The following is a 23,316-nucleotide window of genomic DNA, read 5'->3' as shown; positions in this document are numbered from 1 at the left end:
GAAATAGTATAAGAACTTATGTAAATAACAATTATGTTTTACCTCATAAAATATGCTATATTTACAAAAAAGGAATTTATATGTTTATAATTTTTGGAACAAGAGGAATCAAGCATACAGTAAGTGAGAGTCCTGTGTTAGATAATAGTTGTCCTAATTGTGACAACGGAAGTTTAGTGAATAAGTTATACAGACGTTGGTTTACACTATTTTTTATTCCTGTAATTCCATTGGACGTTGTAGATCGTTTTTATGAATGTACGAATTGTAAAAGTGCCTATAATGAAAAGATCAAAGATATTTTAGGTCAGTCGCAATCTGTGAGAGATAATGCACAGCATCAGGCACGTTATATTTATGCGAAAGCACTTATAGCTACTATGACGCATATGTCTGTTATTGATAATGATTTTGCGATAGAAGAAGAGCGTGAAATTAAAGATGCTATTGAGCAATTTGATGATGTTAAGTCAGAGTTAATTGAAATTATGGAACGTGTTAAACGCGATCAGAATAAAGATAACTTTGTATTTAATTTACTAAATGAAGCTAGAGCTGAATTATCTGCGGAAGCTATTATGAATATTTTAGCGCAAGCTGGAGTTGTATTATTAGCAGATGGAGTCATTGATAAAGCAGAAGAAGCACTAATGAAAGAATACTTAATTGCATGTGGACTTCCAAAAGACATGTACAAAACATTGATTGATAAATTACAAGTTAAAGAAATTCAAGAAGTCAATTAAAAAATATAAAATATTGAATATAAAGCGAGCTAATGCTCGCTTTTTTTATACGTTTTTTATAAATACCGAGTGTATTTTAGTTGAAATAGGATTGCTATAAAGTTTCAGCTTTTTTTGAATGTAAAAACATGTTTAGTGTTGATTTTTAGTTGTTTATGAGTGTTTTTTTTAATACGTAATTTATAAATTACGTACTGTATTTCTTTTATATTCTCTTCACAATAGCTAAGTTTACCACAGGTTTTTTAGGTTATTTATTCTTCAATAAAATTTCAAACTGGGTATTTTATTCCATGAAAAGAAGAATATATTTCTTATGCAAAAGGAGTGTTGGGGGACACTCCTTTTTTGCTTTTTATACATTTTTTCAACGCTTATTAACTTTTTGCTACGCTTATATAAAACGTACGTCTTACATCGATATGATTTACTACTTTCGAAACAAGTTTCAATGAGTATTTGTTGAGGTTTATTATTCTACAATTAGAAAGGAGTGTTGGGGAACACTCCTTTTGCTTTTTACATAAGTTTAGATGTACTATCTTAAAATATTGTTACATTAATTTTCTTAAATGCCTGATTTTCTGATAGAAAGAAATTTAGGTAAAATGTTAATCGTCTTAATAACGTCATTCGTCTACACTATAGACTAGGTTGATCGACTTTTATCAGTGTATTTTATTGATAGGCTTATATTTGATGCAGAATATTTAGTATTACGATAATATTACAATCTGGTAAATTGTATATATGAAAAGAACTTTTGTGCCCCCAAAAGTTCTTTTTTTTGTTTGTAGATATTTGTTATGATTAAAAAAATCAAAAAGCTTTTGTAAGCTTATCGATATAAAACGACCATTTATCTATATGTAGATACAATTTCATCGACTTTGTAACGATAAGAAGTTTTACTACATTATTTTAGTGCTATTAATATTTAGTATTACTAGTGTTAACAATCTGATAAATTGTATTAAAAATAAAAAAAGAATCCTTTGCCCTGAGGATTCTTTTTTTATTTATATATGTTTTGTAATTCTTATTTCTTTTTATCTAAGAAATCTTCCTTAAACTCTTTAATCTTCATTTGATTAATTTCATCTATTGTTTTTCCGCTTTCGAGTGCTAGATACCCGTTGAAAAGGTGACTTAAGTATAAAGGTGAACTTGGCTTTATAGAATCTTGGCTCTGAAAGTTTACAGCATTATGACAAGAAAAACAATTTGCTAAATTACTAACATCAATTTTATCTATACTTGGCTCAAAAGTTTGCGCATATGTTTCCATAGTAATATTAGAAGCATTTAAAGAACCTCTTGCTATAGATTTTGGCGTAGCACTAGCAATTTTACCACCAAGTTTTACAATGGTGTCAGCTTGTTGCTCTGGAGTTAATTTATCTGTGTTCATCCAAATAGATCCGCTATATTGATAATTATTCCAAACGTCTTTCAAGTTTGTCGCAACACAATTATTAATATTAACTATGTTATTATAATTTTTAGGTTCTTTTTGACTAGTATTCATGAAGTTGTTACTATTACTCCCTTTCACTCTTGGGACCCCATATTGAAATAAAATATAGGCTTCACTTGCTGTCGTTGGAGCAGAGCCATTCCATTGAATTCCATCAATAGTAGAAACACTTCCTTTTTTAAATAATAATGTTTCAGTATCTGTACTTGCTGTTCCTTTTGACCAATCGAATGCAGGAGCTAAACTTTGATGTTCAAAAGTTGCCCAAATAAATTCAGGATGATTTTTTACAATACCTACAACATGAACTCCTAAAAGCGCAACTGTAGTTTTGGTAGTTCCAATATTAGCTTCTGTTGTATAATACTTATCTAATTCGTCAGAAGGGATAATATCTGTAGAAACCCATGATGTTTTTACTTCTAAAGATCCTACAGGAAATGTTTGCGTATTATCATGCGGTAAAGTTCCATCTAGGATTTGTGTTTTATATTTTTCAGCAGCAGCTTCTAAGGTATTGTTTACATAAATTCCATAATAAATAGTTGCTGATGCTCCATTTTGTGTATCAAAGTTTGGATTCGTCTTTAAGATAGCGTCTGTACTTGCTTGTTCATCAGCAGTCAAAACTAATGATACATCACTAGGTACTGTAACAGGTGTCATTTGCGCATCTACTTGTTTAAGCTCTCTAAGAAATAAAGGAGTTTGATTAGCATCAGGTTGTGTTACCCATAAAAATTTTTGCCAAGACCATTGGTGAAATATACAGTTGGTTGTAGAGCTAGTATCAAATGGACTTCCGTCTCCTTCAGCTGGTGCTGGAGTTTGCGTATGCGGAAACCAATCTGATTCACATTCGCATGGAGTAGTTTCACTAGCATCAGCTAACTCGTACGTAGTTTGCGCTTCGGCTGCAGTTGATGATGTTTCGGTGTTTTCATTTTGTTTTTCTTTCTTTTTTTCTTCACAAGAGTGAAAGAATAAAATAGCTACACATAATAGCATAGCGGTTTTTAATAAGGTTGAGGTTTTCATTTCTTTAATTGTTAATATGGTTAGGTTTGTTGTTTGGTGTAATTTATAATTCAAAAATCAATAAAAAAGTAGTGGTATACTAGCGTATAAATACTTGATTTAACCTAAAAATCTATATTACATTACAAAAAGATAGTAAAATTCTGCTAAAGAGGCCGTGATGCATAAAACGTTTTTAAATCATAAAGGTTTGATTTATAGCTAAAAACGTGCTTTTATTCTTTTTCAGTTTTTGTAACTGCATCTAAAAGTTTCAAAATAGTTGGCATGCGATGTTCGCCATGTAGAAGGTTTATCTTTTCCAAAACATTTTCTTTATCAATACCAATACAAGAAACAAATAATGGTTTTTCACTTGATCCACGTAAAACGGGTGTAGAAACGTTTTTAGTATTAATAAATGATTTTTTTGCAACGCCAATGATTGGAACTTTTTTATCAAGCGCTTCCCACAAATAAGCTCCCAAACCATATTTTTTATTGTCATGCACAAACACATGTCCATCAACAATAATAGCTTCTGTTGTTTCCAGATCAACTTGTTCCAAAACTTTTAAAATACAAGGAAGTTCTCGTTTATAGAATTCACCAGGAACATACGGCGCAACGTCATCAATTGTTGCGGTATATACTTTTTTAGGAATAGCATCTTCCCATTGAAAAGCCACACAAACGGCTTTTGCGTAGGTTTCTTTATAATGAATATCTGTGGCTATAATCATAAGATAAAACTAATAAATAAAAACAAAACCGCCAATATAAGCTATTGACGGTTTTGGTATACTAATTTGTATTTTGAAACTACTTTCTTGGATAGCGTAAATCTTTCGCTTTAATCTCGTAATCAAATGCTTTGTTTCCATCAGAATCATAAATGTTCAATAATAAAACACGATCTCTTCGTTTCCCAGAAACTTCAATAATACCAAAATTACGGTTGTAAAATGTTTTGTTTTTTACTTGTAAAGTATTGCCTTCATCTCTTGCAGAGTGGGTTCCTGCAGTTAAAGGAGAACACGTAATATCAATTAATGGATATGCGTCTTTGCGTTCTAAACGTGAAATTTCTGTATGATGTCTGTCACCACTTATAAAAATAACACCTTCTATTTTGGCATCGTGTAAACGCTTGAACAACTCGGCACGTTCAGTTGGATAGGTTATATAATTTTCAAACTTAGCTACATCACTTACAACCTGTCCACCATTAATAATTATTTTAAAAGTGGCTCTACTTTTGGTTAATGCATCGACTAACCAATCAAGTTGTTGTTTTCCTAAATAGGCTTTATCTTGATTTGGATCTCTATTTGGCGCTCTATGATAACGATCGTCTAGCATGAAAAACTCAATATCATTCCATGAAAAATGTTGTGTAACACCACCATTTCCAGCAGCGTTTGTATTTAGATTTCCCCAATAATCATTGAAAGTTTTTTCGGTTATTCTTTTATTCACATAACTACGATCTGCATCATTTGGACCAAAATCATGATCATCCCAAGTTGCATAATGATGTACACTTCCTAGTAAAGCTTGAAGTTCTGGTGTAGCGCGTGTGTGTCTATACCGATGACGAATTCCTCTATCTGTCATAAAATCAGGCGTTCGTAAATACATATTATCTCCAACCCATAACATTAAATCTGGATTTTTGGCTAAAATAGAATTGAAAATTTGATACTTTCCCCCATATGGTTTTGGACGATCATCTTTTGTTTCATTAATAAAACTACAGGAACCAAGTGCAATTTTAAAATCCGGTGGATCTGTTCTAAATTGCCATAAAGTCTGTGTTTGAAACTCTAATTTATAATCTCGAGCTACATATACATCATTGATATATAATTTATATGTATATGTTTTTCCATATTCAACATCACTAGGAGTTAACTTTGCAATTAAATCACCTTCAAGGGTTGTTTGTACAGAATTAGTGAACTTTTCATTTTCTCCAGTGGTAAAATAACCAATTCTTACAACTGCAGGTTGTGTAGTTTGAACCCAAATGAGCGCTTCTCTAAAATCTGAATATCCAACCATAGGACCTGATTTTAATAATGAATCTTGTGCAAAACTTACAAAAGAACATACTACAAACAAACACGACAATACTATATTTTTTATCATATAAAATAAATTAAAGTGCAAATTTCAACATAAAAAAGTACTTTCATGTGAAATCTAGGTTATAAATTATAAACAATCTATTCAAAATTATCTCTATTTTAGAAGACAAGGATTAAAAAAATAAATCAATGGAGCCATTACTTTTTTATCAACAGCGAAAGCATACTATACGACAAATTTTCATTGCAATAGCGGTGCTATTCGTATCGGGAAGCATGATGTTCTTTCTTCCAGGAATTCTATGTTACGTTTTTTTTGGATTTTTATTTTTCTTGGGTACTTACGGATTGCTTCGTTTAGCATTACGCAAACCAACCGTTACTGTTACTGATGAAGGAATAAAAAGTAGTGGAAATGGTATGGGATTTATCCCTTGGGAATTCATCACAGGTTTTGAAATTAAAGAAGGCATAAATTTTACTGCAATCGTCATTATGATAACACATCAAGAGCGCTTCTTTGAAGATAAAACGAGTATTGTTACAAAAATAATGCGTGTTAATGTAAAACGATTTGGAACACCAATAGTACTTTCTGAGTCACTATTTCATATTCCGTTAGAAAAAGTAAAGACACATTTAGAAGATTTTTATGGATATAAAAACCCGTACTAACTTTATTTTAAAATACTGATTGTTAATAGTTAACGATGTGTGATTGTAATATTTAACATAAATTCTCAAAAAACAAAATCTTAAAATTAGCATTAGAAAAAAAATCTCTAGCTTAACATCAAATGAGTTAACAGTAGGAACAAGAACATCAACTTATGCTCAGTGTTTTGTTCATTACAAGGTGAATGTGAAACTACAGGAGTGGTACCAACAGATGCTGCTGCTGCTGTATGTAAATGTCTATAAAAGCTAGATACATAAAATTTGAAAAGTGAACTTCGGGTCACTTTTTTTATGCAGTATTATTTCTAAAAAATGCTTTAATACCTTCTCCAAGTAAAAGTTCTTACACTTCCTCAAAAAGAATGTATTCACTCAAATTTCATTATTTCATTTAGTTATGATGTTTTTATTGTTTTCAGTTTAAAAAACGTCATTTTATCTGTAAGTGTTCTCATTCAGTATACGGTATAAAAAAAGGTTTTCTTCCAAAAAGCACCTTTTTAAAAAAGGTAAAAACACCGTGTCATAAAAAGGAATTCCACACACGTTTCTCCATCGTCAGCGATATAATTTTACAAAATCATTTTAATAAAATTCATACCACATGGAAAACACAGTAATTATCAATTCTATTGGAAATGCAACTCCTGGCGCATCCAAAGTACTATCGGATGCTTTAAAAATTCCACAAGATTACATCTTAAAACTATTGTACAACGCTCCTTCAGTATTATTTCAAAAAGTAGATGAAGACACCGCGCAAAAAGCAGAAGATACGCTTACAAAACTAGGCTTGGATGTTTCAATTTGCACAGCAGAAGATGAGATTGATTTAAAGACAGAATTAATCGATATCAGCGTGAGTTTAAATAACGTTTTACTTTTACCAAAAGTAACGGAACAACTCTCGGAATTTTTAGGTTGCAAACAATCTGAAGTACTAACTTTAATGCTAAACGAGCCAAGTATTGTACTTGGAAATGTATCTGTAGCTACAGCAAAAGCACTTCAAAAACGTACCGATGCAAATGTGCATTTTTCAAATCCTCGAAAAGATGTGTATACAATACTGATTAGCAAAGAAGCTGAAAATACACAGTTGCGAAGTATTGAAAAAGTATTAAAAACAAGAGCTTATGAAACAGCAGATGCGTATGTAATTGAAGATATTTCTTATGATAATTCTCAATTATTATGGAGACAATACCAGTCTAACAAAGCAATAAAACTAATAAATCAAAGTCATCAATTGGTCACAGTAATGTTGCAAGATTTTGATGTTACTAACGAAGCACATGCAAACTTTTTAGTTGAAAAAGTAGGAATGCCAAGAGAAATTTTAGAAGATGTACATGTAGCGCTTCCAATTGTATTATTTGAAAGTTTAAATAGAAAAGATGCAGAAGCTTTACTCGCAGACTGCGCTTCAATTGAATTAACAACTACTCTCGAAAAAGATTTCAACTTCAAGAAAAAACTACAGGTTTCAGCCATTGAAGATTTTGAAAAAGTCACTAAAATCTTAGGACAATTTATTGTCGAAAAAAACCTCCCAAAAGCAAAAACTACCAATTGGACAAGTAAAGACGAAGTACCACCGCTCATCGCTAGATATCTCTTAGCGCAATTAGAACAAGTAACGTGTAACCCTGAAATCATTAACTAGTATGGAAGTAAATATGTTACACTACAGAATTGCAGAACGTGGAAAAATGCACGCTATTGACAAAAATCATAAAGAAGCATTACGTCATTACAAAGAAGCAATGAAACTTGCTCAACAAGGAGAAGACAGCGAATTGTTTTACCAACATTACAGTCAATGTGTAATGGAATCCTTAGAACTTTCAGGAGCATATGATCAAGTAATTTCATTCTGTGAAAATTACAGATCATTTCTCCAAGAAAAAGAACAAGATGTATTGGTACGAAAACACAATGCTTTTGTGAGCGAACGCCAAGCAATACAACATGTACTCAAAGAAGAACAAGAGGAAGCAAAAGAATTATTGCAAGAAATTCAAAAAGATTTAGGAAAAGGGAAACAGCCAATTACCGACGAGCTTTTAGGCTGGTTGCAAAGAGGATATAAAGTCAGTAGAGATCAATTAACACGCTTACAGAAAAAACATAATTATTTCATTGTGAGAAAAGAATCAGTGAATCCAAAAATTGCCATGGATTTACCTGAGGGCGTTTCTCCTTTCTAACTCTTAAAAACAGAAACAAAAAATGGCAGACATTAAAACATTTGATCAAGGATCAAAAATACTGCAAAACGTAGACGTGAGTAGTATGGTAACAGCGCTTGCTCTAGGAATAGCAGAAGCACAAGAGCGACTCGACACGAATTCCGTATCGCAGCTCATTCGGCTTTCCGAAAGTAAAGTAGCCGGAAGATCATTATTAGAACTAGGATTTCAACCTGCATTTTATGCCTTTGATTATGCTGATATTTCAGCGTCCATTAGCTTAAAAATGGGCGTCAAAGAAGAAGTAGAAGTTGACTTTAGTTTAGCAGTTGATTACAAAAACAACAAAACTTTTGACCAAAACTTTTTTGATCACTTAAAAGAAAACAAAAGCAATTCTTTAAGTAAGTATTCCAAAACGCAAAAAGACATTTCGTTAGAAGCAAAAACATCTGAAACCATCAGTATTAACAAAAAAACGTTTAAGGTTCACAAAGAAGAAGGTTCGTATTCTAAAATAGAAAAAACGAAAGAGCAAATGCGTGATGAAACGAATGAATTGCGTGTAGAAAGTGTAGTCAAAGACGAAAGAAAACTTGAAAACATTAAAACCACACAAGTATACATCGCAAAAGAAGGCGGATATGTAGTCATTAGAGAACCATATATTCATACAGATGTAGAAGGTTTGCTAAAATTAGATGCTACGTACGCATCAACTGCACAAATTACACTAAAAACTCCAAGTAGTCCAACTAATGATTTTAACAAAGAAAACGATTTTACGAAAACGTTAAGTAATGCTAGAGCTAAAAATGGCGGAACTGTAGTTGGAATCAATTCGCAGGGAATTCACAGAGTTGCTGGACTAAAAGTATTTGAATTCTACTTTGGTTGGGATAAATTTGATATTGATTATGCCTATTCCACAGGAGTAAAATCAGATGCAACGAATCAAGACGACATGATCGCTTTAGCAATGTTGCTCAAAAGAGATACTTCATTAAATGTAACGGTAAAAGGATTTACTGATGGCAGTGGAAGTTCAAGCCAAGCAAATGCGGATTACAACCAAAAACTTGGACAAAAAAGGGCGGATGCATTTAGAAGTGAATTAAGCAAAATAGCAGGTGTAGCATTTACAAATACACGTGTAAAAACCGAAACAGAAGGTGAGTTTTTAGCAAATGGAAGTACTACAAAAGATGAGACTATTCGTAAAATTACGGTTGAATTCCCAGCTAGTGCTTCAGATTATATTCTTTTCAACGGAGGACTTATCGGAGTTTCGGCAAGCCCTAAAATAACAAATGCAAACCCTAATCCGCCAGATTACTTTGTATACGTAGAAGCTGATAACACACCTGCGGCGGGAGATATTGAAATTGTTTTCACTTATGGTGATGAGGAATATATATTACGTGAGGCTTCTATAAATGAATTAACTTCTTTAGTAAATAGTAAATTCAAGGAATTATTCATTGAAAAAGTAAACGAAACATATTACTTATTACATGAAGAAACAAAAGTTAATTACTTCATTCATTCTAAAGAAAATAAAGAAGTAAATGTAAAGGTGAATGATGAGTCTTCTACCGAAATGGACAAAGAATCAACAGATATTTATGTTGGTGAAACACAAAATGACCTTTCCAAGCTAAAACAATCTTCTCAAGATTTTAAAGGCGATCGATCGGTAGCAATTAGTGGTTCATTAGATGTACGATATGCGCGTCAGTTTAACATGTCTGTAGAAGGAAACGCTTCAGTGTCAGCTAGAATGATTTCTGTACCGCCACCAACAGCATTAGAAAACTACATTCAGTCTTTGACAAATAATACTACAACTTCAAACTAATTATTGATGAGTACAACGCCTAAAGTAATACAACAAATTACCAATGCTCCATTGCCGATGATGTTGGAAAAGCTCGGAATGTCAATTGCGAATGCGCAATCGGCGTTAGATGCAAATTCTATTCGGTTAGCAAATGAATTGGCTGCGGTAAAAATTAATATAGGCGATGAAGAATATAATTTATTAAGCCTTGGTTTTGCACCAACATTTTATGCTTTTACAGAAGCTTCTGTAGAAATGAAAATGGAATTTTCTATGGCTGAATCTGAAAGCTACGGAGGCGCATTAGGATTCAGCTTTGGAAAAGGCAGTAGCTCAGGTAGCAACATAAGTGGAAGCAATAGCAACACTTCGAGTAATACTTCGGGCAGTACTACAAGTGCTATTAGTACGAGTAAAGATTCCAAATCTACACAAATGTTTGGAGTTTCTATATCAGCACATTATGCACGTAAATATTCAACATCGGCAGAAGGCTCATCATCAATTGCGGCAAAAATAGTGTCTTTGCCAGCACCTGATATTTATTTTGAAATATTAAAATCAACCATAGAAAAATAAGATTAACAAATTAAACAAAAACAAAAAATATGTTTCATAAAAATCCAGAAATAGGACAGGAATTACTAAATGTACCTATGGGAAAAATGATTGAGAGTATGGCAACATCTATTGCCAATGCACAAATGGCGTTAGACTCTAACTCAATCGAAGTAGCAGAAATGATGGGCGGATTAAGTCCTGTCAAATCAGAAATTAACGGTAAAGAATTTATCAACTTCAAAGACAGTCGTGTATTTTTCGGAAAGGAAAAATTACAATTATCAGATGCTGTCGAATTATACAATTCAAACACGGATCAAGCGTATAGAGCATCTATTGAATCTAAACTTCAAGATGGAGAAACAGAGCCAGCTTTTGATAGACCAATTGTAAAAGTTACTGGGGCACCAAGTGATGCAAATACAAAGTTTACACCTGATAATGAAAAAAATGCGGGTGTATATTATAGACATGTAACCTCAGGGCAATCTCCAACTACTACGTTTTATAAATATGATTCAGAAAATAGTGCATATGTAAGGTTAGATGATACTCCGGGAAAGGAAATACCAGAAACAATTGCTGGGAAAAAAATGTTAGTGCCAGGTACCACTGAAAGAACAATATTTCTTCCTCAACGTCTATCAATGCTAGAACTTGGTTTTGCTCCAACTTTTTATCAATTTGTAGATACGATCATAAAAGTGGCAATTACGATCAAGTTTACAAGAGAGGGTTCATCTTCTCATGAATACAAGCGAAATACTAAAAGCACGGATAGAAGTATTGGTTTTAGTTGGAGACGAGGTTTAAAAGCCAATAATACAGTAACCACTTCACAGGTGAATGCTAATTTTTCTCAGAAATATAGTTATTCAGCAGAAGGATCGAGTTTGTTACAAACGAAGCTTGTTCCAATTCCGCCACCAGCAGCGTTGGAAGAACGTATTCAGCAACAAATGGAAATTGCTAGAGAAGAAGCTGAAAACTAGTATCCATGGGTAGAATCACCAGAGAAATACAAAACGCACCCTTACCAGAGATGATCCAATCTCTGGGTGTAGGGATCGCGAAAGCGCAACAGGCTTTGGACAGAGTTTCAATGGACTTGGCAAAAGAACTCGTAAATACCAAAGTAGAAATGGGCGGTGAAGAATATAGCTTACTATCATTAGGCTTTACACCAACCTTTTACCAATTTGTAGATACATTTTTTGAATGTAAAATGTCTGTTTCCATGATGGAATCTAAAGAATTTGGAGCTTCCGTTTCGGTAAGTGCAGGATTTAATGTAGGCTTTGCAGCCGTAAGTGCTTCCGTTTCGGCAAGCTATTCACAAAAATATCAGTACTCCGCAGAAGCAAGTTCATTAGTTAGAACCAAACTAGTAACCGTTCCAAATCCACCAGTTTTTGAACAACGTTTACAGGCAATGATTCAAAACGAATTGGAAAGTAAAAGACAAGCAACAACTTCAAATCAATAAAAGATGGCTAAACATTGGAAAAGCTTTGTTAAAAAAGAAGAAACTCCGAAAAAGGAAGATAAGGAACTAGAAGATATTGGTTCGTTACTTTCTCAGGAAAGAAAATCATCTGACAAGTCTTTAGAAGATGTAGCCGAATTTAATTCGAGTTTGAAGTCATTGATTGAAGAGCAAAAACAGCTTGAAGATCAAATGGCAGAACTGACAGGGAAAAGGACAGCATCAAATACTGATAAAAGGTATGAGAATGATATAAAAACGATTGATCAGAAGAAAAAAGAAGAAAAAGCAGCCGCAGCAAAGCGACAAAAACGAAAGGAAAATCATCGAAAAAAACAAGATGAACGTTGGGACGTAACACCTTCTTTTACGCAAAAAAAGAAAAAAAAATCAACAGTTCCTTCTATTGCTGAACAAAGGAAAAAAGCAAAACCTAACACAGAATTATTACATAAGAAGAAAACGCAAAATCTTGTTGTAACGCTTCCGAAACTTCCGAAAACTCAAAAAAAAGTTCAACAACCAAATCGAGTTGCCAAGAAAAAAAATCAACCGACAACGATTATTGAATATGGTGAAAAGATTCAAAAAGCAGCTAAAAGTATAGACGATTTTATACAAAAACCAAAAAAATCAACCCAAAAGGAAAAAAAGCAAAACCCAAAAAGGCAAGAAAAAACAGGTTTACAAACAATCGCTAAACGCAAAGTTACTGATGTAATTGGCGCACAACAAAAACGCAAGAAAGAGGTTGCTAAAGTAGTTACAAAAAGCAAAGAAAAATTACATGATTTTGTGACGAATACAACAAAGTCAAAGCCGATTGCAACTGTACAACCCGTCGTTAAAAAAGCTTCAGAACACCTTGAAAATTTTCAAAAAGTTACCAAAAAAGCAAAAAAAGCAAACCATACGTTTCAGACCATTCAGAAAACTGGAAATGATGTTCAAACTGGAATTGAAAAACTAAACTCCGTAGTTGCTTCTCCTGAATTAAAATCATTGAGTAAAAAACTAACCAAAGGAACTGAAATTGTCAATAAAGTTGGTAACAAAATAAAAAAAGTTGATAAAGTATTTAATACTGCCAATAAGCATTTGGAAAAAACACAAGCAGTAACGAGTCTATTTCAGAAAAAACTCAAAGCAGTCGATTTTATCAGCATAAAAGATGCCAAAACGAAAGATGCTTTCGATTTTGATTTTATTCAAAAACAACAAACAAAAAAAGAAGAAACAACAAACTTTAATGTTGCCAACAAGAAGTTAAATGTTGCAATCAATGCGATCAAAACCATTAAAAATATCAAAAAGGGTATTGGGATTTTGAATGAAGCAAAGAATAAAAAAGACAGTTTCTCATTTTAAAAATATACACAATGAGCACAGCAAATAACGCATTAACGCTAAAGCAAATCCTATTGGGAATTTCCGATAGTTTGAATGAAGCACAAAATCATCTCAGGAATGTAAAACCTTATGATGAATTTGGAAGACCAAACACATTATATACCTTACCATATTTGGATTTTAACTTGCAAGTAGAAGCCGAATTTGAAAAAGAAATAAGTTCAGAAATACAGACTTCTCAAAGTCCAGAATCGCTTCCGTATGCACGTTCATATCAAAAAGGATATGAAAGAGCTTTAGCCTTTAAACCAGTTGCAAACACCACAACGGATACGAAAGAAACAAACAAAGTAACGAGTACAATTTCTGGGCGATTCATTGCAGTGGTTCCTAATGAAGGTTTACCACAAATGATTATCAATGCAACGCCAAAAGCAACATCAAATATTCACATTTATGATATAGATGTTGAGGTATTTAACGCTGCCGGCGAAAAAATATCGGATGCGTTGGTTGAATTCAATTACAATCAAACAAAGACAGAGTTGCTAAATCCGAGCGCAACATTAAATCATGGCACATCATTTTTAGGCACAAGCGAAATTCGCACAGATTCAGATGGAAAAGCAACAATACAAGTGCAAGTTGATGGTGTTGACTTTGCAAACGGAAACATTCTTATTATAGAAGTAAATGTTGGAAATGTACTCACTAAAATCTCAATTCAAAAATAAGTCATGGCAGTAAGTATAAAATATATTCAATTCGGACATTCGCTACTTGATGCGTCAAACACGGCAGTGAAGAATGTATCCGTAATTGTACAGTTTTACAATGTAAATGTAAAATCGTGGATGTCATTGACAGATTCATTGACATTAACAAAAGGAAAATTAGCGCATCAATTGACAATTCCATCTAGAATTTCTACAAAAGATCAGACTATTCGTATTGTACGTGAAGTTTTAAAATCTGGAGGAACACCTTCATTCAGAATTATCAAAGACAGTAAAGAAAGTCGAATTCCAGAAGTCATTGCATCTAACTTTAAAACAACAATTTCAGGAGAAGACAAACTTGTAATTGATTTTGGTAAAAGTTGGTTGCTCAAAAAAGAGTCATATGTAACGAAAGAAGATCATGTAGTGATTGCTTCAGAAGTTCCAATGTTTGAATTGGCAAATTCAATTAAAGAAATAGCGGCACAAAAAGACGAAGCAACAGCACAAATTGCAGGTTTGAATACTACAATTGCGTCATTGTCTAATGATCGTGAAACATTGAGTAATGAACTTGCAACTGTAAGAAATGATATTACGATTAGAGATCAAGAAGTTTCAAGTTTGAATGCGAACATGCAAACATTACAGGCTAATTTAGCTAATGAAAAACTACAGATAGAAACGCTTCAGGCAAACCAAACTACTTTAGAAACACAATTGGCAGCACAACGCGAGCAAATTGAAGCAATGGAAGCAGTAAATGTAAATGGAAGTAATTTTGAAGTTTTATATAACGATTTACAGCAAGAAGTTGTCAGTATCAATATAGATAAAAACAGCTTGCAACAGCAAGTCGTAGATATTACCATAGAGCGAGACAATTTAAACCAAGAAAAGACAGCGTTTCTAACAAGTATTTCTCAGTTACAAAATGAAGTAAAGCAAGAAAAAGCATTGGTAACCGTAAAAAACAAAGAATTACAAAACAAAGAATTACTCATTAAAACGTTAAAGAAAGATAAAGAAGTTTTGCAACGAGAATTGGAGGAAGTAAAAGATTTTACAGTAACTGCTCATCCTAATAAATTATCGGCGAGTAAAGTCTACGGAAGTATTGTAAAAGATGTGATAAAAGCAGATGAAGAGTTGGGCAATTCAAAATATAAACTAGCCAATGTGTCTTTAAATTTGAAAACTACTGTTGAAAAAGGTCCGGAAGGAACTGTGTTTGGTTTGTTAGATTATGAATCCGCCAAAGATGTGAATAGTGCGGCCATTAGTGATATTAGTATTGATATTGTGCCAACAGCTACAACAACGATAAATGAAGGTCAAAAAATGCCAAATATTCTTGGATTAACAGAAACTGCCGTTAGAAAAGTATTAACGAATAACGGATTAAAACTAGATGCAATTTATCATTCTACAAAAGACACGAATCTGATTGCTGGACAGTCATTTAAACAATCGCCAGCACCAAAAGAAAGAGTGGAAGAAGGACAAGAAGTAATAGTAATTTTTGCAAAACCAATAAACTAAAAAAGATATGTCAAGCAATTCATATGATTATGTAAAAGATGCCTTTGCGGCGCCACTAGGAGATTTTATTGCTTCTATAGGAGAAGGCGTTGGAGAAGCGCAAGCAGCACTTGACGAAGGTTCGTTAAGACAAACATTAGAAATATATAATAGTGATCCGAATAAAGGTTCTGAAACCTTAAAAATGCTACGAGAAGTAGGGTATCAACCTACATTTTATACCATTCCGAAAACAACAGCAAAAGCAAAAATTTCATTGTCAATTTCGCAACAAAGCACAGGAAGTACTATTCAAAACGGGAGAGCATTTCGACCAAAAATGTATGCTACACCTGTAAATGCATCAAACACAAATAAATACAATTTAGGATTAAATGCTACGGCAGAAATACAATTTGATATTGTTCCTGTGCCACCGACAGATGCACAAATTATTCGTTTTTTACCGAATCTTATCTATAAAAATGATACAGATAAAAGAACGTTTGCAGAAATAAAAACACTACTAACAGAATATGGTTTAGGATACACATTTGGTGATTCTGTAGATGAAGAAACCATCACGGACGAATCAACCTTTACCAGTCAGTTTCCAGCATTTGATAAGGACAAACCGCGTCTTATCCGTGCGGATGATGTAATTATTTTGGAGTAATTACATATTTATTAAAATGATTAGTTATGTAAAAACCCTAGCCGTTTGTGTTAGGGTTTTTATGTGTTTTTTATATTATTGAAATGGACTTTTAAGAAAAACTAGGTCAAAAAGATAAGATATACTGTTACTAATACTTTACTATTTGTTTTCCAGTATAGAATTTCATAAAATAGATTCCTGGTCTTAATTCTTTTAGATTGAAATCTACTTCAAGTTTATCAGTAAATTTTTTTTGTCTGAAAAACATATCCTTACATATTTAAATTTCTATTTTTCCAGATTTATTGCAACTATGTTGACTCAACAGAAAAACAGGAATAAGTAATAGTATGTTAAGTATTATTTATTTTAAAAATGTTATTAAAAAATAATGACTGGAATTTCTTCCAGCCATCATTTATTTGAATTCGAATGTTTAATTAACTATTAGCATTACAAAAACAACCTGTATGTTTCATTGATCTACATTGAATAGGATTGTTTGTTTCACAATATGCCCAGTAAGAAGTCCAAGTGTTTGGTCTATGACCTCCAGTATTCTCTTTTGATTGAATATTAGAAATAGAGTTCTTGTTTAGTTTTAAACTTTTTAAATTTTGTTTTTTCATAATGTATGATTTTTATAATATTGAGATAAGAAAGCGAACCTAAGTTCGATTTCTTATACCTGAATAACTTCTAATAGTTAGCAAATAGGAACTGTATTCGTATTTACTTGGTTTGTTACACATCCAACTGCTGTAACTGGAATACACTCAGCTGATTTTGGCACTTCACAAATGCGTGGATTTCTGCTATCGCAACATTCAGTATTATTAATCCATGTGAATCTTCCTCCTGAAATAGTTGTTACTTCTAAGCTTGAAATAGAGTTTTTGTTTAATTTCAAATTTTTCAAATTTTGTTTTTTCATAATTTGTGGTTTTAATTTAAATGTTAATATATATGTGATATAGCTATACTCGTTTTGTTTTAATAATCCATTTTTCGTAATTCTCCGTTGCGTGTATAGTAAAAGCGAAATGTAGTACCGCCATTTTCTGGTTTTAAGTTTATGGAGTATTCCGTTTTAGAAATGTCACCGTTTTTAGGGAAAATGATTGACGCTATAGATAGCGTTGGATTATCAAGATTTTTCTCTTCCTGAAGTTGTTTTTTAGATTGTTCAATTAAAGCACCTAACTTGCTTAAGTTTATTTGATAATTTAACTGAAACATAAAATCAGCAGCTTTTGTTCCTTCTGGTACTTCAAGTGTAACTTCAGCGTTTTGTTTCCATGTTCCTTGTGCTTGATTCCATTCGCCCATTTTTAAAGATTCAGGGTTATCTGTAACCGTCAATGAGATTATATTTCCTATGGATGCATCATGTATAATAGACAAGTTTGTGAAATAGGCATTGTCTCCAAATTGCTTTTTAATGTCTTTTTCAATGTTAAAAAAACCACTTTCAGTTGCTGGTTGTTTTGCAGAATTCTCTCCACAAGAAATTAAAGTGAAGATTGAAATAATAGTTAGTAGTTGTAGTGTAATTCTTTTCATGTATTTTATCTCTGTGTAAAGCATTTTTATTGTTGTTTGTAATGCTAATCATGAGATAAAAGTATAGAGCATTTAACTATTAAAAAATAGCAAATCCATTTCTGAATACGTTCAAGTTATATGTGTTGTGTTTAGATTGATAAGCGTAAAGAAGAAAAAATAAAGGAATCTGTATTATCCTTTATTCCAAGAGAAAAGACGTGTTATGAAGTTGTCTTTTTTACGAGAAGAAACGGGGATTTTCTTTCCATTTTTTAAGTGAATCGTTCCTGATTTATCATATTTTTCAATAAATTTCAGATTAACGATAAATGATTGATGTGGTCTTGTAAACGAGTGTTTAGTCAATTGTTCTTCAAATTCCTTTATTGATTTCGAAGCAAGATGTTTTTTACCATTGTTTAAATAAAAAGTAGTATACCCTTTATCAGATTCACAATACATTAAATCTTTTAAATCAATGACATGAAACGAATCTTGAAGTGATAAAATTAGCGTATTTCCATCATTATCTAACACTTTTTTTGCAGTCTTTATTTGTTGTTTTTGTGTGTCAACAGACAATTTGCTTACCTTTTTTAAAGCTATTTTGAGTTCTTCAACATCTACAGGTTTTAAAAGATAATCTACAGCGCCAATTTTTAGTGCTTGCAATGCATATTCTTCATAAGCTGTAATAAAGATAACTTTAAAGTTGAGGTGTTCGGTTTTGTCTAAAAAATCAAAACCTGTCCCGTCAGTCAGATTGATATCTAAAAAAATTAAATCGGGCTTACAAGCATTGGAAACCACAACGGCTTCTTGTACAGATTCGCATTCGCCAATAACCATAATTTCGGCATCTATAGAAGCTAATATATGTACCAATGCTTTACGAATATGCTCTTTGTCTTCTACAATTATTGCTTTCATGCTATTAAATCTGTTTTATATGGAATGACTAAAGTAACCAATGTTCCTTGTTCTCCAAAAGTTACTCTATTTTTTATACTAAGATTTCCTTGTACTTTAAAATCTTTGGACAATACTTTTAAACGCTCTTCCGTAATTTTGGTAGCTAACGAGTTTTTATTTCGTTGATTTTTTTGTTTTTCTAAATTGATGCCAATTCCGTTATCTACAATCGTGCACGTTAGTTTTTTAGCTTCAAACGTAAGTGTTACCTCAATTTGTTTATTCTCTTTTTGGTTTGGAAATGCATGTTCTACTGCATTTTCTATAAAAGGTTGCATTAACATTGGTGGAATTTTCAATGCAGTCGTATCTATTTCTGAAGTTACTTTAAGATCGTATTTATAGGGAGGATTTACATCTAAATTTTGAAGTGCCATATATTCATTAATCGCCGTGAGTTCATCAGCAAGTGAAACTACTTTATGTCTTGAATTTTCTAAAATAGTTCGTAAAAGTTTTGAAAATTTAGACAAATAAGAAATAGAGCTTTTTTCTTCTTTATTTAAAATCATGCCTTGTAATACAGAAAGCGAGTTAAAAATAAAATGAGGTGTCATTTGCGAGCGTAGTAATTTTTGTTCGACAATAACATTTTGTGTTTTCGCTTTTTCGCTTTTTAATTTTAAAAAGAAAATAATTGTTCCCATAAGTAAAGCAACGACTAAAAATACAATGATCCCAAGTAGTAAATTTTGTTGTGATTCCCTTAAATCTTGAGTCGTGGTTTGTACTGTTTTTTTAAGTTCTAGTTCTGTGATTTTTGCAGAATCTAATTTTTGTTTGTATTTGTAGTCATATTCTAATTGTGTTACTTTTTCAATGTTATCTTTATTAAAAAGGCTGTCATTTATTTTTTTGTGAATTTTATAATCTGCCAATGCTTCTTTATAGCGTCCTGTTGCTTCATAAGCTTTAGATAGTGTGATACTGACATCTTTTTGTTGCTTTAAGATATCTAATAAATGAGCAATCATTTGTCCTTTATGACCATATTCTATCGCTTTATCATACTTTTTTAACATAAGATATGCTTCCGCAAGACTTACATATGAATACCCTTCTTTCTTTTGATCTCCAAGTGATAAGCTTAATTCAAGACATAATTTATATTTCTCCAAGGCTTTTTTAGGTTGATTTTTTGATATATATATACCTCCAATATGATTATATACATTCATGAGCCCAGCTTTATTATCAATAGCTTCATATATAGGAATAACTTCATCAAAATATTCTAATGCTTTGTCATATTTTTTCTTACCTATAAGTATAGCTCCTATGCCAGCTAAATTTCTAGCAATGCCTAGTTTATCCTGTAACTCTCTATTTAACTTTAAAGATTCTTCAAGATAGGGTAGTGCCTTATCAAACTCTTCTCTTTCTCCATAAGTAAGACCAATATTATTAGTTAAAGAAGCAACTTCTTTTTTATTCTCTTCTTTTCTATAGATGTCTAAACTTTTATGGAAACACTTTAATGCCTCTAATGTTCTGCCTTGATTTCCATAAATTACAGCTAAGTTATTTTGGTATGATAATGTATAACTTACATAACCTCCTTTTTCACTTGAAATAATAGCTTTTTTATAATATGCAATAGCTTGGTTAAAATTACCTCTAGCATAAGCAATATTTCCCATGTTAGCCATTAATACACTTTTGTTTTTTAGGTTTCCTCTTTTTTCATTTATAAAGTATGCTTCTTTGTAGTATGCTAATGCTTTTTCAAGATTATTTTTATATGCAGCAATAGAACCCAATTCATTGTATGCTGAGTAAATTCCATAGTTATTGTCAATACTTTTAAATAAATTAAGTGCTTGTAGCGCATCATTTTCAGCTTCATCATACTCAGCTTTAGTTATATGCATAAAACTCAATACCAAAAAACTTCTTGCTTCACCTCTTATAAAACCTAATTCTTTGGCTAGTTTGTTCGCTTCCTGTACTGTAACTTCAGCTTTATTAATATCATTACTTTTGTATTTAAAGGCTAACTTATTTAATAGATTTACCTTTGTAGAATCATTTTTTTTGTGATTATGTAGTATCGTTTCTAGACTATCAATTACTCTACTTTGAGCAGAGGTATTTATCGCAAAAAGCATTGAAATGAGTAAGAAAAAGACTTTTGTGTAGAGATATTTCATTAGTTGTGATTTACTTAGATCAACTTTTCATTATTCTTTTATTCTATAAGGAATAACTAAAGTAATCAATGTTCCTTTTTCTCCAATAGTAGCTCTATTTTGTATGCTAAGACTTCCTTGTGCTTTAAAATCTTTAGACAATACTTTTAAACGCTCTCCCGTAATTTTTGTAGCTAACGAGTTTTTATCTTTTTCCGCTTTTTGTTTTTCTAGATTGATGCCAATTCCATTATCTACAATTGTGCACGTTAGTTTTTTAGTCTCAAACGTAAGTGATACCTCAATTTGTTTGTTTTCTTTTTGATTTGGAAATGCATGTTCTACAGCATTTTCTATAAACGGTTGTATCAACATTGGAGGAATTTTCAATGCATCCGTATCTATCTCAGAAGCTACAGTAAGATTGTATTTATATGGAGGATTTACATCCAAATTTTGAAGTGCCATATATTCATTAATTGCTGTGAGTTCGTCAGCAAGCGAAACAACTTTATGCCGCGAGTTCTCTAAAATGGTTCGTAAAAGTTTTGAAAATTTGGAGAGATACGAAACAGAGTTTTTTTCTTCTTTATTTAAAATCATGCCCTGTAAAACAGATAGTGAATTAAAAATAAAATGCGGTGTCATTTGCGAGCGTAATAGTTTTTGTTCCACAATAACATTTTGTGTTTTTGCTTTTTCACTTCTCAATCGTAAAAAGAAAATAATTGCTCCCATAAGTAAAGCAACGACTAAAAATACAATGATACCAAGTAGTAAGTTTTGTTGTGATTTCCTTAAATCTTGAGTCGTAATTTGCACCGTTTTTTTTAGTTCTAATTCTGTAATCTTTGCAGAATCTAACTCTTGTTTATATTTATAGTCATATTCTAAGGCTGTTATTTTTTGAATATTTTCTTTATTGAATAGACTATCACTCATTATTTTAAATTGTTGATGACTCTCTAATGCTTTTTTATATGCTCCTTTGTTTTTGTAAAGTTTAGATAATAGCAAATTAGCATCTTTTTGAGCTTCTAATAGTGCCAATTGATCAGCGATTTCTTTACCTTTTTTGACATTTTCAAACGCTTTTGTATACTTTTTTAAGTTATAATAATTAAAACCTAAATCAATATAAGATTCTCCAATAGCTCGTTTTCTGCCTAAAGAAATACTTAGCTCTAGTGCTTTTTTTAAATAATTTAAAGCGAGGTCATATTTTTCTTGTTCTGAGTATAAACTTCCTAAATTAGAGTAAGTTGAATATATGCCTTGTTTATCGTTATTTTCTTCAAATAATAATAAAGCATCATTATAATAATCAATAGCTTTTTCATATTCTTCTGCATTTTTTAAGATCTTACCAATACTTATCATGCTTTTTGGAATTCTTCTTTTGTTTGCTAATTCTGTATCTATTTCAATAGCTTCTAAAAAATACGGTCGTGCTTTTTCATATTCTTCCATATTTATATAAATAGCACCAATATTCGCTAAAGTAATTGCAATCCCTTTTTTATCACCTTTTTCTCTAAAGTTTGATAAACATTTTTGATATGTATTTAAGGCTTCTAAATACCTGCCTTGGCGATTATAAATGAGTGAAATATTGTTTAGAATACCATAGATCTTTTTTACATTTAAACTATCATAAATAATTAATGATTTTTCGTAGGCTTTCAGTGCGTTGTCATATTCTCCTTTTCTGTAGTAAGCACTCCCAAGACCATTTGAAAAATCTGCAATTTTTTCTCGATCTTTTCCTTTTTTTGCAATTTCAATAGCCTTATGATGATATGTTATACCTTTATCATAGTTGCCTAGGTATTGATTTAATTTTCCAATTGCATCATAACAATTTGAAATTCCAAGTTCATCTTTAATTGTTTTGTAAAGGTTTAATGATTCATGAATAGAAGTTTCAGCTTTTTCCATTTCACCTTTAGAGATGTGACTGATAAAAATTACATATAAACTTCTAGCATGTCCCTTTGTATATGTTATTTCCTGTGCTAAAATATTTGCTTTTTGTGAGTATTCTTTTAGTTGATTTTGATCAATTCCAATATACTTAAAAGCAATATCATTTAGGATATCCACTTTTGTAGAATCTTTTTCAGGATGATTTTGTAATACTATTTTTAGGCTATCAATAACTTTATTTTGTGAGTGTATGTGTATAGTAAAACTGAGAACTAATAAGGAAAATAGAATGTGTTTTTTGATAAAAATCATAAAGTATCAATGTTTGATTAGATGCCGTTGGAAATGTTAAATGTATTGATTTTTAAATTAGAAGCAGAAATTGCCTTTGTATTATTTAAAACGTATT

At 31.7% G+C, this 23,316-nt stretch carries 21 protein-coding genes; 12 read left to right on the top strand and 9 right to left on the bottom strand.

Annotated features, from left to right (window positions below; genetic code table 11):
* Window positions 1–80: 80 nt before the first annotated feature.
* Window positions 81–746, top strand: a complete 666-nt coding sequence (locus Q0828_RS21380) for a zinc-ribbon domain-containing protein (protein ID WP_298426333.1) — start codon at window positions 81–83, stop codon at window positions 744–746.
* A 1,039-nt stretch (window positions 747–1,785) separates the two neighbouring features.
* Here Q0828_RS21380 and Q0828_RS21375 read toward each other — a convergent pair.
* The 3 genes from Q0828_RS21375 to Q0828_RS21365 all read right to left on the bottom strand — a co-directional run bounded on the left by Q0828_RS21375 (window position 1,786) and on the right by Q0828_RS21365 (window position 5,391).
* Complete coding sequence (locus Q0828_RS21375) at window positions 1,786–3,261, bottom strand: hypothetical protein (protein ID WP_298426330.1); 1,476 nt, start codon at window positions 3,259–3,261, stop codon at window positions 1,786–1,788.
* Between the two features lie 215 nt (window positions 3,262–3,476).
* Window positions 3,477–3,983, bottom strand: coding sequence for an endonuclease V (locus Q0828_RS21370; RefSeq protein ID WP_298426328.1), 507 nt, complete (start codon window positions 3,981–3,983; stop codon window positions 3,477–3,479).
* Between the two features lie 79 nt (window positions 3,984–4,062).
* A complete protein-coding gene (locus tag Q0828_RS21365; RefSeq protein WP_298426326.1) occupies window positions 4,063–5,391 on the bottom strand; it encodes an alkaline phosphatase D family protein in 1,329 nt (442 codons plus the stop codon).
* Window positions 5,392–5,519: 128 nt separating this feature from the next.
* On the opposite strand from Q0828_RS21365, the gene Q0828_RS21360 reads away from it, so the two are divergent.
* From Q0828_RS21360 to Q0828_RS21310, 11 genes are all read left to right on the top strand, one after another.
* The gene (locus tag Q0828_RS21360; RefSeq protein ID WP_298426324.1) at window positions 5,520–6,005 is read left to right on the top strand and encodes an STM3941 family protein; all 486 of its coding nucleotides are present in this window, start codon (window positions 5,520–5,522) and stop codon (window positions 6,003–6,005) included.
* A 607-nt stretch (window positions 6,006–6,612) separates the two neighbouring features.
* Window positions 6,613–7,674 (top strand): hypothetical protein, encoded by a 1,062-nt coding sequence (locus tag Q0828_RS21355; protein ID WP_298426321.1) that lies wholly within the window; start codon window positions 6,613–6,615, stop codon window positions 7,672–7,674.
* A gap of 1 nt (window position 7,675) precedes the next feature.
* Window positions 7,676–8,218 (top strand): hypothetical protein, encoded by a 543-nt coding sequence (locus Q0828_RS21350; protein ID WP_298426318.1) that lies wholly within the window; start codon window positions 7,676–7,678, stop codon window positions 8,216–8,218.
* 22 nt (window positions 8,219–8,240) lie between these two features.
* Window positions 8,241–10,058, top strand: a complete 1,818-nt coding sequence (locus tag Q0828_RS21345) for an OmpA family protein (RefSeq protein WP_298426315.1) — start codon at window positions 8,241–8,243, stop codon at window positions 10,056–10,058.
* 6 nt (window positions 10,059–10,064) lie between these two features.
* Window positions 10,065–10,619 carry a hypothetical protein gene (locus tag Q0828_RS21340; RefSeq protein WP_298426312.1) on the top strand — a complete coding sequence of 185 codons (555 nt, stop codon included), beginning with the start codon at window positions 10,065–10,067 and terminating at the stop codon, window positions 10,617–10,619.
* A 29-nt stretch (window positions 10,620–10,648) separates the two neighbouring features.
* A complete protein-coding gene (locus tag Q0828_RS21335; RefSeq protein ID WP_298426310.1) occupies window positions 10,649–11,593 on the top strand; it encodes a hypothetical protein in 945 nt (314 codons plus the stop codon).
* 5 nt (window positions 11,594–11,598) lie between these two features.
* Window positions 11,599–12,087, top strand: a complete 489-nt coding sequence (locus Q0828_RS21330; protein ID WP_298426307.1) for a hypothetical protein — start codon at window positions 11,599–11,601, stop codon at window positions 12,085–12,087.
* Window positions 12,088–12,090: 3 nt separating this feature from the next.
* The gene (locus tag Q0828_RS21325; RefSeq protein ID WP_298426305.1) at window positions 12,091–13,455 is read left to right on the top strand and encodes a hypothetical protein; all 1,365 of its coding nucleotides are present in this window, start codon (window positions 12,091–12,093) and stop codon (window positions 13,453–13,455) included.
* A gap of 11 nt (window positions 13,456–13,466) precedes the next feature.
* On the top strand, window positions 13,467–14,171 hold the full coding sequence (locus Q0828_RS21320; RefSeq protein ID WP_298426302.1) for a hypothetical protein: 705 nt from the start codon (window positions 13,467–13,469) through the stop codon (window positions 14,169–14,171).
* A gap of 3 nt (window positions 14,172–14,174) precedes the next feature.
* Window positions 14,175–15,698 (top strand): PASTA domain-containing protein, encoded by a 1,524-nt coding sequence (locus Q0828_RS21315; protein ID WP_298426299.1) that lies wholly within the window; start codon window positions 14,175–14,177, stop codon window positions 15,696–15,698.
* A 7-nt stretch (window positions 15,699–15,705) separates the two neighbouring features.
* The gene (locus Q0828_RS21310) at window positions 15,706–16,353 is read left to right on the top strand and encodes a hypothetical protein (protein ID WP_298426296.1); all 648 of its coding nucleotides are present in this window, start codon (window positions 15,706–15,708) and stop codon (window positions 16,351–16,353) included.
* Between the two features lie 422 nt (window positions 16,354–16,775).
* Here Q0828_RS21310 and Q0828_RS21305 read toward each other — a convergent pair whose 3' ends face one another.
* From Q0828_RS21305 to Q0828_RS21280, 6 genes are all read right to left on the bottom strand, one after another.
* Window positions 16,776–16,964 (bottom strand): hypothetical protein, encoded by a 189-nt coding sequence (locus Q0828_RS21305; protein WP_298426293.1) that lies wholly within the window; start codon window positions 16,962–16,964, stop codon window positions 16,776–16,778.
* Window positions 16,965–17,041: 77 nt separating this feature from the next.
* Window positions 17,042–17,269 carry a hypothetical protein gene (locus tag Q0828_RS21300; RefSeq protein ID WP_298426290.1) on the bottom strand — a complete coding sequence of 76 codons (228 nt, stop codon included), beginning with the start codon at window positions 17,267–17,269 and terminating at the stop codon, window positions 17,042–17,044.
* Window positions 17,270–17,328: 59 nt separating this feature from the next.
* Window positions 17,329–17,898, bottom strand: coding sequence for a hypothetical protein (locus tag Q0828_RS21295; RefSeq protein WP_298426287.1), 570 nt, complete (start codon window positions 17,896–17,898; stop codon window positions 17,329–17,331).
* A gap of 174 nt (window positions 17,899–18,072) precedes the next feature.
* A complete protein-coding gene (locus tag Q0828_RS21290) occupies window positions 18,073–18,810 on the bottom strand; it encodes a LytTR family DNA-binding domain-containing protein (protein WP_298426284.1) in 738 nt (245 codons plus the stop codon).
* Window positions 18,807–21,002, bottom strand: coding sequence for a tetratricopeptide repeat protein (locus Q0828_RS21285; protein ID WP_298426281.1), 2,196 nt, complete (start codon window positions 21,000–21,002; stop codon window positions 18,807–18,809). The genes Q0828_RS21290 and Q0828_RS21285 overlap by 4 nt, the downstream gene beginning before the upstream one ends.
* Window positions 21,003–21,032: 30 nt before the next feature.
* Window positions 21,033–23,219, bottom strand: a complete 2,187-nt coding sequence (locus Q0828_RS21280; protein ID WP_298426278.1) for a tetratricopeptide repeat protein — start codon at window positions 23,217–23,219, stop codon at window positions 21,033–21,035.
* Between the last annotated feature and the right edge of the window lie 97 nt (window positions 23,220–23,316).

Source organism: uncultured Kordia sp. (assembly GCF_947496985.1).
Lineage (GTDB): Bacteria > Bacteroidota > Bacteroidia > Flavobacteriales > Flavobacteriaceae > Kordia.
Note: the sequence above shows the minus strand (reverse complement) of the source record. Positions and strands in the feature narration are given on the sequence as shown.